Genomic DNA, 16,979 nt, shown 5'->3' with positions numbered 1-16,979 from the left:
ACCCTTACCACAAATGTCAAGTCCAAAACAGGAGCTAAGCGGCCAGCAAATGAGGCATTTCAACAAAAACACTGAGAAGGACGAAGCATAAACTGCAAGCTGCCGAGGATTCTGCCTGCCCGGGGCGTTTCACGGTCCCCCGTTTCTCGCGAAGCGAGATACACGGGGCCTGTCCTGCTTGCCCTGCGCGTAGCCCGACGCGAAGTCCCACGGAGCCACGGAGGGAGAAGTCGAGGGAGATTAAGGAGAGGGTGAAGCGATCTTCGTGTTCGTGAGTGAGCGAAGCAAGGCAAGTTTCGCTTGAAACATACATGGATTTTATGGCAAACTCCAAAGACCAAAGTTCAGGAACCGCCTGAATCAGATGGACAAAGAGAATGGTCAATGACAGATGCACGCGAAGAGTCTGGAAGGAGCGAGATGAATTACAGATACGCTGTACTGGGAGCTGGAAGACAGGGTGTGGCAGCAGCATACGATCTTGCCAGATTTGGAAACGCTCAAGAAGTCGTTCTCCTTGATATTAACTCCAAGGCTGCTACAGCCGGGGCTCAGCATATCAACAAGCTTCTGGACCGAGAAGTCGTAAGACCGATTCAGGAGGATGCCCGCAACGCCGCTCAACTGATTCCGGTTCTGGACGGCATGACCACCCTCATAAGCAGCATGCATTACCCGCTGAATCCGGCGATCACGGAGATCGCAATTCGAGTTCGCGCGAACATGTGTGACATGGGAGGTAATACAGATATCGTTCGCAAGCAACTGCAATTTGATGCCAGGGCCAGGGACGCGGGCGTAACCATAGTTCCTGATTGTGGCATGGGACCGGGAATGAACATATCCCTGGCCGTGTACGCGATGTCCCTTCTTGATGAGCCACGCGAGGTGTACATCTGGGATGGTGGGCTGCCCCAAAATCCAGAGCCGCCGTGGAATTACCTCCTGACATTCAACATCGGCGGGCTCACCAATGAATACTACGGCAGCGCATATTTCCTTCGCGATGGCAAAATAACAGAAGTGCCTTGCTTCGAGGGCTTCGAGGAACTCGACTTTCCACAACCACTTGGCCGGCTAGAAGCGGCAGTAACATCGGGTGGACTTTCAACAGCACCATGGACTTTTGAGGGAAGACTTGAACGCCTGGAAAACAAGACTCTCAGATATCCCGGCCATTGGGCACAGTTCAAGGCTTTTGCGCAGCTAGGTCTACTTGGACTCGAACCGATCCAAGTAGGCGGGGACAAGGTTGTTCCACGCGACGTGCTTCACGCGCTGCTCGAGCCGAAGATAGTACAGCCTGAAATCCGTGACGTGGGTGTGATACGCGTCGAGTGTATCGGAGAAAAGGACGGCAAACAAGCTGAAGCTCTCGTTGAGCTTATCGACTATTTTGATTACAAAACTGGCTTCACAGCGATGCAGAGGCTGACAGGCTGGCATACCTCCATTGTCGCCATACTTGCCGCACAGGGGAAAATAGAGCGCGGCGCCATTCCAGTCGAACTCGCAGTCCCTGGCCCCACCATGGTCGAAGAAGCCAAAAAGCGCGGATTCAACATTACGCAAGATGTAAGACCACGAAAAACGAAAATAGAAAATCGTCGGAGATCCTGAGCTTGTCGAAGGGAAAATAGAAAAGAAAACCAATAACCACGAGATTAACACAGGTAATCACAAGAACCAGATGTAAGAATTAGGACATAGGTTGTAAGATAGCTGTCAGCCGCTGGCCTTGGGGACGGTGCCCTCCGATCAGTCGAAGGATTTTCAACTTGACATTTGACATTTTGCCTTCTTCCCTGTTTCTCCTACCTTTCTTTCCCCTTGTAACGTAATGACTTATGCGTCATGCTTGGGGACGGTGCCCTCCGACGGAGTTTATGCTTGGCGAAGCCGAGCGCGAAGGATCTACGACCCTCCGACCAGTCGAAGGATTTTCAACTTGACATTTGACAAAAGTCGTGTGAGCAGCAGATTCTCCTCCGTCGGCCTATGCCGACGAAGGACGAAATATCCCTCACGCCCTCTTCGATGGCGTCGCCCTATTTCGTTCCGTCGCCCGTCGCCCTTTGTCCTTCTGTAACCTAGCCTCCCACTCCTACGAAAATATAAAATCGATGATAGAGACCATGAACACGAAGAGACAAGGAAGGGCGGGTCGTAATCGGTAATTCGTAATCTGTAATTCTCCTTTGTACTCTGTCCTTCTTAACGGTATATCTTAAACGTCTGCGCTATCCACTCCATCTGAGCCACGATCGGCCACTTCTTTTCAGCGGGAGCAAAAATATTGTAGTCAACCATGTAGTATGTTCCTGAGATGGTATCTTGAAAACAGTACGCCACAAACGGCCCTCCCATAATCTTCTTCTTGTTCTCCCAGTGTCCTGTAAGCTTAACAGCCTTATGTCCTCTGAAGGTGGTCGATATTTCTCTGTATCTATCTCTATGAACTATGTCCCCCTGCAGATACCTGGCCCCCATCTCGTCTCTGATATCGACCCAGGATTTCCTCTCCTTGTCAAAACCCCAGTAGACTGATATGACTCTTTCAGGGACATGTTTGATGAACGAAACCAGGTGGCCAATTGAGTCCTCGGCTGCAGGAATGTAAGCCTTGGGCAGGTCAATACTCCACCCATGTCTTTCCTTCATTTGAGCTTTCAGTCCTTCTTCGATTCCGCTGCTGTATATCCTTCTTCTTATCCTCTCCCGGCACTCCTCCCTGAAATACTTGAAGGCTGATCGAGCGGTGGACCTAGTAATCTCGCCAAGGGATTTATCCTCCGACGAAACCGTCATAACCAGTATCTGGTTATTCGCCCAAGCATCAAGGCTCCCGAACATGTAAGATTCCCCGGAGCTGACCATCACCTTTGCATCCTCGCTAAGAACTCCTTTCATCAGGTCTGAGTGGATACTCCCCATTAATAGAAGGTTCTTACGGTATCGATACATATCCATATCTTTTGCAGGCACACGCTTCAACTCGAAAATCCTCTGTCCTTCAAGAGTCTTCTCCTTCACCGAGAAGGCTTTCTCCAGAGCAGGACCCGCGTCACTCCAGTCATCATCACTGCAAACAACAACAACCATTGTCTCCTTCCCGCCCGCCTCTTCCTGTATCCTGCATCCGGAGATGACCATGCACAGGAAGAAGATGGTCGCCAAAGTAATTGCTACTCTCATCCTACCCTCGCGAGTTCCAGACTTTCTTTGTACTTGGACATGAACACTTTTCTTATGACTCTGTTCTTCTCCATGAGAAGGTCCGTGTCTTCATTCACAATTCTGAATGCCTCATCCCTTGCGCCTACCAGAAGCTTTGAATCAGCAACCAAATCCGCGACCTTCATCTCTGGCAAACCATGCTGTCTCGTGCCAAAGAATTCTCCAGGTCCCCTCAATCGAAGGTCCATCTCCGCAATCTCGAATCCGTCAGTCGTCTTTGCCATTGCATTCAACCTTTCTCTTGCCTCTCGGGAGAGCTGTCTCCCGCACATGAGCACGCAAACCGATCTTTCAGCTCCTCTTCCAATCCGACCTCTGAGCTGATGCAGCTGAGCCAACCCGAACCTCTCTGCATGCTCAACTATCATCACTGTAGCATTTGGCACATCAACACCCACTTCTATTACTGTCGTGGAAACCAGAATATGGGTTTTCCCCGCCCTGAATTCCCGCATCGTCTTCTCTTTCTCGTCCGGCTTCATCCTACCGTGCAACAGCCCAACATTCAGGTCCTCAAAAATGTCATTTTTCAGCCGCTTGTGAACCTCCTGGGCAGCTTTCAAATCGAGTTTCTCCGACTCCTCTATTAACGGGCAGACAACATAGCACTGTCTTCCCTTCGCCATCTCATCTCTAACAAAACCATGAACCTTCTCCCTCTTATTCTCACCCACCACCCTGGTTGTGACCTTCTTCCTTCCAGGCGGAAGTTCATCTATGATGGAGATGTCCAGATCTCCATACAGTGTCAAAGACAGGGTCCTCGGAATGGGAGTGGCAGTCATCACCAGGAAGTCAGGGCAGAAACCTTTTCTTCTGAACTTCGCCCTCTGCACCACACCGAACCTGTGCTGTTCATCCACCACGACCAGACCGAGTGATTTGAAATGTACCCCTTCTTCAATAAGAGCGTGAGTTCCAATTACAATTGAGGCTTCACCGGACTCCATCAGGCAGTAAGCCTCTTCCTTCTCTTTCTTTGACATCTTTCCGAGCAACAGGATAACCTCCAAGTCGATTCCCTGCAGAAGCTCTTTCATCACCAGATAGTGCTGTTCAGCAAGTATCTCTGTGGGAGCCATGATAGCCGACTGGTATCCAGATTCTACTGCTATCAGCAATGCCATAACGGCTACAATCGTCTTTCCGCTTCCCACATCTCCCTGCAGCAGACGGTTCATTACCCGTCCTCCACGCATATCCTCCTTTATCTCAGAGAGAACTTTCTTCTGCGCTTTCGTAAGTTCGAATTTCAGTCCTTCTAGAAGCATGCGACAGAGACGTTCTCCTTTGTCAAACCTTATCCCTGTCCGTGGCGTCAGCATCCTTTTTTTCCTGATAGCAAGCAGAAGCTGGAGATAGAAAAGCTCATCGAAGGCCATCCTTCTTCTGGCCTCCTCTCCCTGTTCCGGTATCTCAGGAAAGTGGACCTGCGATACCGCTTCCTTGCGGGCGAGCAATCCTTTTCTTCTCACCATATCTTCCGGGAGAGTTTCTTCCACGCACGGAAGACCCAGATCCAGTGCATTTCTGACGATTTTCCTCATCTGTTTCTGGCCGATACCTTCAGACAGCGGATAGATAGGAACCACCCTCCCTGTGTGAAGTAGCTGTTCAGCATCGGATGCCCTTTCATATTCAGGATGTATGGTCTGGAGTCCCCTGTAGTAATTTATGTCACCACTGACAATGAACTCATCGCCCACCTTGAAAGTGTTTGTAAGATAGGGCTGGTTGAACCACTTGCAGGTTATTATCTCCGTGCCATCTGTCAGGGCCAGACTGAAGACGGGCTCGCCTGATTTGGTTCTACGCAGGCCTTTGGTCACGACCTTTCCAAGAAAGGTTTCATGCTCACCTATCCTCAAGTCCCGAATCTTTCTTATCGTGCTTCTATCCACGTAGCGCCTGGGAACATGATATAGAAGGTCTTCAACATTTTCTATCCCCAGTCGAGCCAGAATGGTAGCTCTTCTGGGGCCCACACCCTTAACATATTGAACAGGCGTCTCTAGCGGCGAGCGGCTTCTCTTGACTGAACTCATACTCTATTACCAATGAATGAGCGTCTGTTTGCCAGGCCCATTACTGCCAGGAGGAAAACGAGAATGCCCACACCTCTAAGCGTAATTCTCACCGAGCTGAAGTTGGCAATCAAACTCATCACCACAGCCGAAAGCATGAATAAACCGTTGAGAGTCCACTCTCTGGTACCGAATATCCTCCCTCTTATCTCCTCCGGAACGATCTCGTGCAGTAGTGTGTCCTGGGTGATCACAATGGGCGCAAGAATCATTCCCGATATGATGAGCAGACCGCTTGTTACCAGGAAAGATCTGAGCATCGAAAAGACAATCATGAAGGTACCGATAATCCCAAAACCTGCAATTATCACGGTACTCTTTCTCATCCTATGACCGAAGTTGCCATACAAGAATGAACCTATGACCATACCCACTGCCATAATCGCCCCAAGTGTTCCATAACTGAATGCACCCCTCTCGAGTTCGGATTGTATGATAGGAACCGCCAGCACATAAACGGAGCCACCCACGAATGTCAAAACCACCACGGAAGCCATGACGAACGTTATCTCTCTTTTCGCCATTATGAGCTTGAACCCCTCTCTCACATCGACAAGCGTCCTCCGGAACATCCTCACGAAAGTCTGATTCTTCAAGCCCGGCTTGTCAGCGTCTGTGGATCTCCTGAACACGACAGTTATCATGGTGAGGGCAACTGCTGAAATGAAGAAAGTCAGGCCATCAAGGTAAAAACCTGCCTGCCAGCCTTCAATTCGGAGCCTGTTCCAACCCTTCCAGTGGACTATTAGGTCGCCAAGAAAGAAAGCGGCAACCGTGGCTATCCTCCCTATAAGAGTGGCGGCAGAATTTGCAGCGAGAAGCTGATCTTGTCCAACCATGTTGGGGATTATTGACATTTTTGCATTATTGAAAAAGAGTCCCATAAAAAAGACAGCAAAGACTATCAGATACATAGACCACAGACTGCCACTCAGAAATACTACCGGGGGTATCAATATGACCAGCAGTCCCCTGAATGCGTCACAAGTAACCATCACTTTCTTTCTGCTCCATCTATCGACCAGCGCACCTGATACTGGTCCAAAAATGAGAACTGGTAGAGTGAAGAAAACTGCCAGCTCTGCCAGGGCAGTAGAGGAACTTCCGGCCATGACACCAATCACAGCTATCAAGGCGACGTGGTCGAGTTTGTCACCAAACTGTGATACTGCCTGGGACAGAGAAAAGACCCGGAAGTTCCGATTGCGGAAGATTGAGAAAAGACCCGTCCTCTTCACTTGCGGGACACCCTTTCTATAACTTCGACATAGTACTGCTCAATGGTCTTGGTGACTCTTTCCCATGAATAGAACTCCGCCTTCTTAAGACCATTCTCCCTGAACTTCATCCTCAGGGATCTGTCACTCAGAAGTTTGACTATACCATCTGCCAAGGCTTCAGAATCCGTCGGTGGAACCAGAATCCCATCATCCATGTGGCTGATCACGCGTCTGTATCCGTCAATGCCAGACGCTACCAGGGGTGTGCCTGCGGCCATCGCTTCCAGAAGTATGATACCGAAGCTTTCCGCTCCGGTTGCAGGTGAACAGAAAACATCACAGGTAGTATAGTATCTAGGTAGAAGCTCGGGTTCGACGTAGCCAACAAACACCACCGATTCTCTGAATTCTGCGTCAAGAAACCTCCTGTAATAGCTTTCCAAAAACCCCTTGCCCACGACGAGCAGCCTTGCCTCTGGAACCGATTTCAGTATCCTGGGCATTGCCATCAAAAGATACTTCAACCCCTTCCTCGGGTCAAATCTTCCCACGAAAAGTATGTTAGGCCTTCCGTCGGCATATGTCTCAATTGGCTCAAGATCAGGATTGAACCTCTTTATGTCTATACCATTTGGAATAATCCTATAGTCCCCGGGGAAGTACCTGTCCATAGACTCTTTGGCCACTTCGGAAACAGCGATGAGGCCACTCAGCTTATCGAAGTAGTGACGCAGAATGGGAGAGAAAATCTTATACCCCAGGGAGCTAGAATGGGCAGCATGGAAAGTGGCAATGTTGACAGCCTTAGAATGCTTGATAGCCAACATCGGCAAGACTGGTGCCAGAGGTCCGTGGGTGTGAACAATGTCAAAATCACCCTCACGAAGTACCTGTCTTACCCTTTCTGAGAGCCGCCAGCCCACTGGAACAAGACAGAAAGATCTATTGACTGGAATGACAACACCCCGTCCCACACGAATAACCTGAGGGCTCCCGAAACTGCGGTTGTCGCCATAGGAAGCTGTCAGAATCTTGACTTCGTGACCGAGCTCTCTCAACTCCAAAGACGCGTGATGGATGTGCTCGGCTATCCCACCAGGATAGGGATAGTAGTTATCTGACACCATCAGGATGCGCATGGTGTTCCTCCCATGGTGGCTGAAAGACATACCACTGATCGGGAAATCTCATTACCTGGTTTGCAATCCTATCGGCAATCATCTGCGTGAGCGACCGCACATCCTCAGACAGACGGCCACTCCTTTTGAATTCTATCATAGGATCAACAACGACCCGATAGGGTTTTTCTCCTCTCTCACCCCTGAGCAGATAACCGCATATGATGGGTGCACCACTCCTCAAAGCCAACACGGCAGGCCCCTGCGGAAAAGAAACGGTGCTGTCAAAGAAACGGACCCTGATACCTGATTCCGATAGGTCTCTGTCGCCCACCAAAACGACAATTCCTTTCTGGTCAAGAACGCCCAGCAGCCTATGAACCAACCCCTTCTCCTCCAGGGCGACGATCTTCATCCCCATATGTTGGCGATAGTGAAGATAGAATTCGAAGATCTTCTCACCTGGTCCCTTTGACTCTGCCACAGCAGTAATAGGGTAAGAAAAAGAGGCCAGATAGCAACCAGCTAATTCCCAGTTTCCCAGATGAGCCGTTACCACGATCACACCTCTTCCTTTCGCATGAGCCCGATCCAGATTTTCCATCCCTTCGTCACGCACCATGCCTGGGAGCTCATCTCTTTTCATAGAGGGTATACTCAGGAAATCTACAGTAGCTCTTGCGAAATTCTGCAATGTCTTTCTCGCGAGAAACGTACGCCTGTCAGTTTCTCCACGGCAGATGTGATGCAGATTAGTGAACAGAGCCTTTTTCCTCTTGCCAAGAAGAAAATAAGCAAAATGCGCCAAAAGGCCAGCGATGAGATAGGACAAGAACCTGGGAAAAACCAACGCCACTAACGTCCCGAATTTGATCAACCAGATTTTCATTTCGCAAGAAAGCTCTCACAAGCTCTGAAGACGTCATCAACACTGATAGAATCCATAGCCCTGCACTGATTGTAATACCTCAGACGAAGCCCCCACAAAAGCCACATATGACCGACCGGATGGAAGCAAGGGGCACACTCCATCTCAGGTGTTATAACAATTGCCTTGTCGGTCAGGGGCCTGAAAGCACTCGGGTTCGAGGAGCCAAAAATGGCCACAATTGGCGTACCTGTGGCGCCAACAATGTGTGTCGGCCCTGTATCGTTTCCTATATAGAGATCGCACTTCGAAACGACAGCTGCTGTCTCAGTGAGCGAGAGCTTGGCCGCGAGGTCGAGGGTCCGCGCCTCAGTCTGTTTCGCAATTGACTGACTCATATGAGAATCATCCTCACCGCCAACAAGAATGAATCGAACCGAGAACTGACGATGCAACTTATTCATGAGCGCCACTAATTTCTCCATGCCCCATCTTTTGTTCTTGTTGCAGCGAGCACCAGGGTGTACAACAGCAATTGGACTATCCGTGTGCTCCCACTCAGCAAGTATTCTCTGCGCCGTCCCAAGTTCACCCTTGGTCAATTTGAGATCGTAGCCTTTACCGTCCCGGTAGGGAACCCCGTCGATTCGGTCTATGGCTCTGATAAAATGATCCGTTGCATGCGTGTTCCGATCCTTCCCTTCACGGTTGGGAACCAACCACCAGAAAGGTCCAGGGCCAAAGCCCACTCTCTTTCTTATGCCCAGCAGATAAAACAACCAATGAATCGGGAAGGAGAGTTGAACCGCCAGGTCGTATTTCTCAGATCTGAGCTTTTTCCAGAAAGCGTAGCACCTGATCGGGGAAAGAAATTCCCTCGGATTCATGAAGATGAGTCGATCCACATAGGGGTTGTGCGCCAGAAGTGGCCTTCCCACCTTTCCCCAGAGGCTCATGGCTGTAATGTTGGCTTCAGGGAACTTGTGCCTGAGGGCTCTCAAGGCAGGGGTCGCAAACATGATGTCGCCCAGTCCCGGCCAGAGTGACACCAGTATCTTTTCCTTCTTTTCTGCGTTGTCAGGTGATACCATCCCTCGGCGCGGCCTCACTTATCTTGGTTCTTCTTGTTGTACTCCTGTACACCCTCAAGCAAAATGTCCATTGCTACTTTGAGATCTTCCTCGTTGAGCACATATGCTATTCTCACCTCATCCACCCCTTTGCCAGGAGTTGCATAGAACCCTTCAGCCGGTGCGACCATAGTTGTTTTCCCGTCAACATCGAAATCGCTGAGCATCCATTTGGCAAACTCTTCTGATGAATCCACGGGAAGTTTGGCAACGACATAGAAGGCTCCCTCTGGTTTTTGATAGACCGCCCCGTCCAGAGCAAGAAGTCTCTCGTAGACCACATCCCTTCTGCGTTGGTATTCGGCTATCATCTCTTTGATGAAGTGCTTCATGTTTCTGAAACATTCGGCAGCACCCACCTGTTCCAATGTAGGTGGACAGAGCCTGGCCTGACCGAACTTGAGTATGGACTCCATCAACTCTCTGTTCCGTGAAACCACAAACCCCACTCTGGCACCGCAGGCACTGAATCTCTTCGATATGCTGTCCACAATTATCGCCTGCTCGCCGAGTTTTTCGATTTGAAATACAGATGTATGTTTTTTGCCATCGAAGACAAATTCCCGGTAAACCTCATCTGCAATCAGATAGATGTCGTGCTCCAGGACTACATCTGCGAGAGCCTCTAGTTCTTCCCTGGTATACACTGTGCCAGTAGGATTATTTGGCGAGCAAACTACGAGACCCCTCGTCTTTGACGTTATCTTGTTCTTCACATCTCCCGCACCGGGAGGCCTGAAACCCGTTTCCACCCTCGTCGCCAGAGGAATTACCCTGACACCGGCCATACTTGCAAAACCATTGTAGTTGGTATAGAAAGGCTCCGGAATCAAAATCTCATCGTCGTAATCACAGATGGCCGCCAGGGTGAAGAGGATTGCTTCGCTTCCGCCGGTGGTTATCCAGATTTCATCGGCGCTCACTTCTATTCCGGCTGCCACAAGATAGTCAGCAATGGCGAACCTGAGGTCCGCAGTACCTCCAGATGGGCCATACGCGAGCACGTTCTCTGAATAGCTATGGATAGCATCCCAGAAATAGTGGGGTGTCTCGATATCCGGTTGCCCGATGTTCAAGTGGTAGACCTTGATCCCTCTCTTCTTGGCCCTATCAGAATAGGGAAAGAGCTTTCTGATGGGTGATGCCTGAACGTTTCTTGCTCTTCTACTGATCAATGGGGACCTCTGTGTAATCGTTATCGAACCAGAGACTTCACTTCTGATCTGGAGATCGGTCCGACCACACCCAGAGACATCTTCGAGGGTTGCAGCAGTTTCGACGCCATTTCCATTACATCCGACTCTCTGACAGAATCGAACTGGTTTAGAGTATGATCCACAGACACGCGACGCCCGAGATAAATCTCTATGTTGGCAAGCCTTGACATCCTGTTTGAGGTATTCTCAAGAGATATGACTAATGCGCTCTTCGATTCTGACTTGGCGTTCTCAAGTTCCTTTCTTGTCACTCCTTCTTTCAGCATTTTCTCACTTTCACCGTAAAAAGCATCCATTGCCCTGGACGCATTCTTGGGGTGCACCGCCAGATATCCACCGAATAACCCAACGTCACGGTAGGGCAGCACGAACGTGAATACGCTGTACGCCAACCCCATTTCCTCCCTCAGCTTCTGAAATAAGCGTGAGCCCATCCCGTCCCCGAAGAGAGTGTTGAAGACCTTAAGGACATATCTCTTGGACCCCGAGTACGGTTCGCACTTGCATCCTACGCAGAGGTGAACCTGGCTAATACCCATTTTCCTCTTTGACCTGACTCTCGAGCTGCTATCGACCAGCGCAGGTTTGGGAAGATACTTGTTGGATCTGGGAAAATCGAAAGCCTTCTTCACCAACGAAACTAACTGATCGTGTCTTACACCGCCCGCTGCGGCAACCAATGTGCGTCCACTGGTGTAGTGCTTCCTCAAGGTCCTTCTTATTTCCTTACGACCCAGTCCTGCTAGAGAGTTAGATGTGCCCAGAATTGAGTTGGAAAGAGGATGCGAGCCAAGAGCCGCCTTTGCCATAAGGTCAAACGCAACTTCATCCGGAGAGTCCAGATATCCCTTGATCTCCTCCGCAATTATGCGCTTCTCCGTTCTAAGGTCGGCATCATTAAATGTCGAGTTGTGGAGCATGTCGGCAACAATGTGCACCGCACGGTCCAGGTCAGTATCTAAGACTCTAGCTGAGTAGCACGTCAACTCCTTGAGTGTGTACGCGTTGAAGTTCCCGCCGAGAGTCTGCATGTCGACGGCAAGCTGTCTGGCGGTTCTCGTCTTTGTGCCCTTGAACACCATGTGTTCAATAAGGTGACTTATACCCCTCTCATCCGAGGACTCGTCTCGAGAGCCGGTAAGAAACCATACTCCCAGAGAGACTGAGCGCACGTTGCCGATGCGCTCAGTCAGTATCCTCATATGGTTTGGTAGAACAGTCTTTCTGCAAGTCTCTCTGGCCACTGCCTATCTCTTCTTCCCGTACCGTCGAGTATTTTGATCCCTGGGTCTATGTCTTTCCTGGTCCCCTCCGGCCATCAAAACCTTTCTAGAAAGATTTATTCTTCCCTGTTCATCTACGCCAACGACTTTGACTGTAACCTCTTCACCTTCACTCACTTCGTCGGTAACCTTCCCCACTCTGTGTGGAGCCAGTTGGGAGATATGAACCAAGCCTTCTTTGCCGGGAAGAATCTCAACGAAAGCCCCAAAATTCATAATCCTGGTGACCTTGCCAACATAGGTCTTCCCAACCTCTACTTCCTCAACTATTGCCTCTATCTTCTTCATGGCCAGTTCCGCTGATCCCTCACCATGCGACACGACCGTGACTTTGCCATCATCTTTGATTTCTATCTCCGCTCCAGTTTCTTCAATCAAAGATCTTATCACTCTCCCACCAGGACCAATCACCTCGCCAATCTTGCTCTTCGGTATTTCCATCCTCAGGACCACCGGAGCGTAGGAAGAGATACTACCCCTGGGTTTCTCTATGGTCTTGCTCATAACCTCCAGAATTTGCAGTCTGTTCTCTCGTGCCTGCTCCAGCGCCTTCTCCACGGTGTCTAGAGTTATCCCTTCCACTTTGGTGTCAAGTTGAATTGCTGTAATACCCTCGGCTGTCCCAGCCACTTTGAAATCCATGTCTCCATAATGGTCCTCTGCGCCAGCAATATCTGTGAGTATCACCTGCTTCTCACCCTCAACCACCAACCCCATAGCTACACCGGCCACCGCAGACTTTATGGGTACTCCCGCATCCATAAGACAAAGAGAGCCACCGCACACCGCGGCCATCGAAGATGAACCATTCGACTCCAGAATATCTGAGACTATTCTGATTGTGTAAGGGAATACATCTTCACTGGGTATCACAGACTGGAGAGCCTTCTCCGCTAAGGCTCCATGTCCCACTTCCCTTCTCCGAGGTCCTCTTATGGGAATCACTTCTCCAACACTGAAGGGGGGAAAATTGTAATGAAGCATGAAGCTTTTGAAAGATTCGCCAGCAAGATTTTCAATCTTCTGTTCATCCACTGTCGTTCCAAGAGTCGCAGCGCAAAGGCTCTGAGTCTGGCCTCGGGTAAACAGGGCAGAACCGTGTGCTCGCGGCAAGATACCCACCTCGCAACTTATGGAACGCAAACCATCCATCTGCCTGTTATCGAGTCTCTTCCCTTCTTCTATTACTCTTCTCCTCATGTCTCTGGATATGAGTTCCTCGAGGACGAAACCAATCTTGGCCTCTGAGTCCGGATACTTCTCACTCAGCTGTTCCACAAGCTCCTTCTTTATCTTTTCGATAGCGACAAACCGCTCATCTATGTCCTGTAGCGAATTGGCAATGACGACCCGACCTACGGCCAGATCTACAACCGTCTCCCTCAATTCCGGGGAGACTTCAATCTTGTGCAACTCCCTTTTGGGCCTACCGTACAGAGAGCGCAGTTCCTTCTGCAGCTCAACAAGCTTCCCTATCTCTCCAAGGGCGAGTTCCAGAGCGTTGACAATCTCTTTCTCCTTGACTGCCTGTCCGTGAACCTCTATTGTAGTTATCCTCTGCTCATTCCCCGCGACCACGAGATTCAAGGAGGCATTCTCTAATTCTGGAAAGGTTGGATTTATCACAAAAGACCCGTCAACCATCCCAACGCGCACTATTCCAATCGGCCCGTCGAAAGGTACATCCGAGACGGCCAGCGCTGAGCTCGCCCCTATCGAGCCAAGAATATCTGAATCATTTTCTCTGTCTGAAGAAAGAACCGTCGCCACTATCTGAATGTCGTCAATAACACCCTTCTGGAAGAGCGGCCTGATAGGCCTATCAATAAGTCGAGCGCTCAGAATCTCTTTCTCGGTCGGCCTCCCCTCTCTTTTGAAAAAACCGCCCGGTATTTTACCCGCAGCGTAGGTCTTCTCTCTGTAATCAACCATAAGAGGCAAATAATCGATCCCCTCTCTCGGTTCCTCAGACGCACAGACAGTTATCAGGACAATCGTGTCACCGTATCTTACCGTGACAGCACCATCTGCCTGCTTGGCCATCTTCCCACACTCAATAATGAGCGGTCTTCCTCCCAGATCCGTTTCAACCTTATGTATCATTAGTCCTCCCGACTACTTTCTGAGGCCAAGCTTCTCCACCATTGCCTTGTATTTCTTCATGTCTTTCTTCATCAGATAGTTAAGAAGCCTTCTCCGTCTTCCCACAAGCCTGAGCAGACCTGCCCTGGAATGAAGGTCTTTCTTGAACTTCTTCAGGTGCTCGGTTATCTCCTTGATTCTTTCGGTCAGAATGGCTATCTGTACTTCAGGCGAACCCGAGTCGTTCTCGTGTATCCTGAACTGAGAAACCAGCTCTTCCTTCTTTTCCTTTGCAAGAGCCAACGTATCACCTCCTCTCTCCAGATAATCTTAGGATATTACTATCCCATTTGCTCTATGTCAATGAAAATCAAACCCTTCTGAAAGCTGTAAGCTGTAAGATATAGGCTATAAGACGGCTATACGCTATACGCTGTACGCACGGAAGTACAAGGGACAAAGAGCAAAGTACAAAGTGCAAGAAACCGTGTACGAGGTGTTTAGTGCCTCGTACTTAGCAATTCGTACATCCTACTTGAAATAGCATGGTGCCTAGCACGCAGATTTGCAGATTTGACGTCGCAGCCGGTGAACCAGCCGTTAGCGAAAATCTGCCGCCCTCACAGGCGGCAGATTTATCGTACCCGCGGCTTATGCTGCTATTTCAGCAAGACAATTTTCTGGGCAAGGGCGAAACCTTCGCCGCTCAGCCTGCAAATGTAGACGCCGTCTGAAACCGCCTTACCTGAGACTGTGCCATCCCAGAGTACGGTGTGGGTTCCGGCGTTCACCTCTCCATTGACCAGATTGCAAACAAGCCTGCCGGCTATGTCATAAATGTCGATTGCGACAGGACCCCTGGCAGCTATCTGATAGCTGATCAATGTACGAGAGGAGAATGGATTCGGCCTGTTCTGCAGAAGGACAGCCTGACGAATACTTCTGTGAGCTGTACCTTCGACCACACCCGTCACCCCTTCTTCAATGTCAACATACCCACCGCCAAAAATTGCACGATTCTCCACATAACCACTGGGCCATCTGATTACAATGTCAGCACCGCCGTGGGGTCCTAGACCAAACTCGAGCTGAAGGCTGCTCATGGAGCACACTCCAGAGCCTCCAGTCACTTCTCTCACCTGAGTACCAGCAGGAGTGGTGAGGTAGACCCTTGCGCCAATCGCACTCCTATTGGATAGGCTTCCGTGTAACCTGAGTACCATCCAGTTGTTGGCGGCAAGGAGACTGGTCTCTGTATCGTTTCTGAACAGGGTGTTTCTCTTATGGTTCCCGCAGTAAATATCCACGTCTCCATCACCATCAAGGTCACCGGCAGTGATGCCTACGCCAGTTCTGTTGGTACCGGCGTCCCCAACACCTGCATCAGCTGTCACGTCAGTGAACGATCCCGTTCCGTCATTTTCAAACATGTAGTTCTCATCAAGGAAGCGGCCAACATATAGATCCAGATCACCATCTGAGTCAAAGTCTTCGAACGCGCAGCCAGTACCGGCACCAGACATGGATACCCCGGCAGAGTCGGTGATGTCGGTGAAGGTCCCATCCCCATCATTCTCATACAGAGCACTTGCACCTCCAAACCTTGCGACAAAGAGATCCAGATCACCGTCTCCATCAATATCTCCCGCCACACATCCGAAGGTGCTGTCGTCGTGTGCCAATCCAGCAGAATCACCCACTTCGGTGAACGTGCTGTCACCATCGTTCCTGTAGAGGTGGTCAGGTTTCCCCGAATACCTGCCAACGAACAGGTCTGGGTCTCCATCATCATCATAGTCAAGCCAGAGCGCACCGGTCCCGTAGTCGGAGTCGATCCCTGCGTCAGAAGTCACATCCGAGAAGGTCCCGTCGCCCTGATTCCGGTAAAGTATTGACGGACCATCAAGGTTGGCAACGAAGAGGTCAACGTAACCGTCGCCATCATAGTCTGCCCATACAACACTCATCCCGTGCACGGAATCGTCAACTGCGTAGTTGGCAGAGTCTGTGTAATCAATGAAAGTTCCATCACCATTGTTTCTGTAGAATGAATCCCTTCCCCATCCTGTGAGTGCCAGATCCAGGTCGCCATCGTTATCATAGTCGGCCATGGAAGACCCTTTTGCCTCGACAACCCCTTCAAATCCAGCAGAGTCAGTAACGTCGGTGAAGTCCATATCTCCCTCGTTCCGGAACAGCTTAGAAGGGAGTATGAGATTCCCAACAAATATATCGAGCTTGTCATCATCATTGTAGTCGCCCAGAGATATGCCGTACGCATGTGCCGTATCACCGAGTGTAGTACTGTCTGTTATGTCGGTAAATGACATGCTTGTTGTTGCCGCAGACGAAAGCGGCAGACAAATAGCAGCGGCTAGCAGAAGAGCAACTCTTAACATGTTCACCTCCTCTCCCACAAATATTTCTTGATTGCTGTTCCTTTGAAGAACAAATATTCGCAAGAGGCGTGCCTGACGGATGGAAAAACGTAAGTATCTGCATTCCATTACTTTACAGGCCATGAAACCCACCAGCGCACCCCTTTACCCACGAAGAATCTTCGCGCCCCACGAAACTTTTTCGCAGTGCCCTCAAGCAAACTCGAAATCGCGAAAATCGAAAACGAAATAGGCCCAGTTGAAAAAGAGCCATACTGTCGATAGACAGGGTAGGGTATTTTTCATCCTGCCTGCCCCGTTCCACGGCATAAGTGTTAAGTTAAGCGGCCATTTCGGCCTCG

At 50.0% G+C, this 16,979-nt stretch carries 12 protein-coding genes; 1 reads left to right on the top strand and 11 read right to left on the bottom strand.

All coding sequences use genetic code 11. The annotated features are described in order from the left end of the window. Window positions 1–384: 384 nt before the first annotated feature. Entirely contained in the window at window positions 385–1,620 is a 1,236-nt protein-coding gene (locus tag E3J62_11520; protein ID TET43968.1) for a hypothetical protein, read from the top strand. Between the two features lie 594 nt (window positions 1,621–2,214). Here the strand turns inward: E3J62_11520 and E3J62_11515 are convergent. The 11 genes from E3J62_11515 to E3J62_11465 form a co-directional block, all read right to left on the bottom strand. Next, on the bottom strand, window positions 2,215–3,195 hold the full coding sequence (locus E3J62_11515; GenBank protein TET43967.1) for a DUF4837 family protein: 981 nt from the start codon (window positions 3,193–3,195) through the stop codon (window positions 2,215–2,217). Then, complete coding sequence (recG, locus tag E3J62_11510; GenBank protein TET43966.1) at window positions 3,192–5,282, bottom strand: ATP-dependent DNA helicase RecG; 2,091 nt, start codon at window positions 5,280–5,282, stop codon at window positions 3,192–3,194. The genes E3J62_11515 and recG overlap by 4 nt, the downstream gene beginning before the upstream one ends. Next, window positions 5,279–6,559, bottom strand: coding sequence for an MFS transporter (locus tag E3J62_11505; protein ID TET43965.1), 1,281 nt, complete (start codon window positions 6,557–6,559; stop codon window positions 5,279–5,281). The genes recG and E3J62_11505 overlap by 4 nt, the downstream gene beginning before the upstream one ends. After that, entirely contained in the window at window positions 6,556–7,710 is a 1,155-nt protein-coding gene (locus E3J62_11500; GenBank protein TET43964.1) for a glycosyltransferase family 1 protein, read from the bottom strand. The genes E3J62_11505 and E3J62_11500 overlap by 4 nt, the downstream gene beginning before the upstream one ends. Further along, window positions 7,655–8,548 carry a hypothetical protein gene (locus E3J62_11495; GenBank protein ID TET43963.1) on the bottom strand — a complete coding sequence of 298 codons (894 nt, stop codon included), beginning with the start codon at window positions 8,546–8,548 and terminating at the stop codon, window positions 7,655–7,657. Before E3J62_11495 ends, E3J62_11500 begins: the two co-directional genes overlap by 56 nt. Next, the gene (locus E3J62_11490; GenBank protein TET43962.1) at window positions 8,545–9,618 is read right to left on the bottom strand and encodes a glycosyltransferase family 9 protein; all 1,074 of its coding nucleotides are present in this window, start codon (window positions 9,616–9,618) and stop codon (window positions 8,545–8,547) included. Before E3J62_11490 ends, E3J62_11495 begins: the two co-directional genes overlap by 4 nt. A 14-nt stretch (window positions 9,619–9,632) precedes the next feature. Continuing rightward, entirely contained in the window at window positions 9,633–10,832 is a 1,200-nt protein-coding gene (locus tag E3J62_11485) for a pyridoxal phosphate-dependent aminotransferase (GenBank protein ID TET43961.1), read from the bottom strand. 20 nt (window positions 10,833–10,852) lie between these two features. Further along, window positions 10,853–12,118, bottom strand: a complete 1,266-nt coding sequence (locus E3J62_11480) for an insulinase family protein (protein ID TET43960.1) — start codon at window positions 12,116–12,118, stop codon at window positions 10,853–10,855. A gap of 3 nt (window positions 12,119–12,121) precedes the next feature. Further along, window positions 12,122–14,260, bottom strand: a complete 2,139-nt coding sequence (gene pnp, locus E3J62_11475) for a polyribonucleotide nucleotidyltransferase (GenBank protein TET43959.1) — start codon at window positions 14,258–14,260, stop codon at window positions 12,122–12,124. A 12-nt stretch (window positions 14,261–14,272) separates the two neighbouring features. Beyond that, window positions 14,273–14,542, bottom strand: coding sequence for a 30S ribosomal protein S15 (gene rpsO, locus E3J62_11470; protein TET43958.1), 270 nt, complete (start codon window positions 14,540–14,542; stop codon window positions 14,273–14,275). Window positions 14,543–14,898: 356 nt separating this feature from the next. After that, the gene (locus E3J62_11465; GenBank protein ID TET43957.1) at window positions 14,899–16,761 is read right to left on the bottom strand and encodes a T9SS type A sorting domain-containing protein; all 1,863 of its coding nucleotides are present in this window, start codon (window positions 16,759–16,761) and stop codon (window positions 14,899–14,901) included. Between the last annotated feature and the right edge of the window lie 218 nt (window positions 16,762–16,979).

Source organism: candidate division TA06 bacterium (assembly GCA_004376575.1).
GTDB lineage: Bacteria > Hydrothermota > DG-26 > E44-bin18 > E44-bin18 > E44-bin18.
This window is presented reverse-complemented; position numbering and strand designations above follow the sequence as displayed.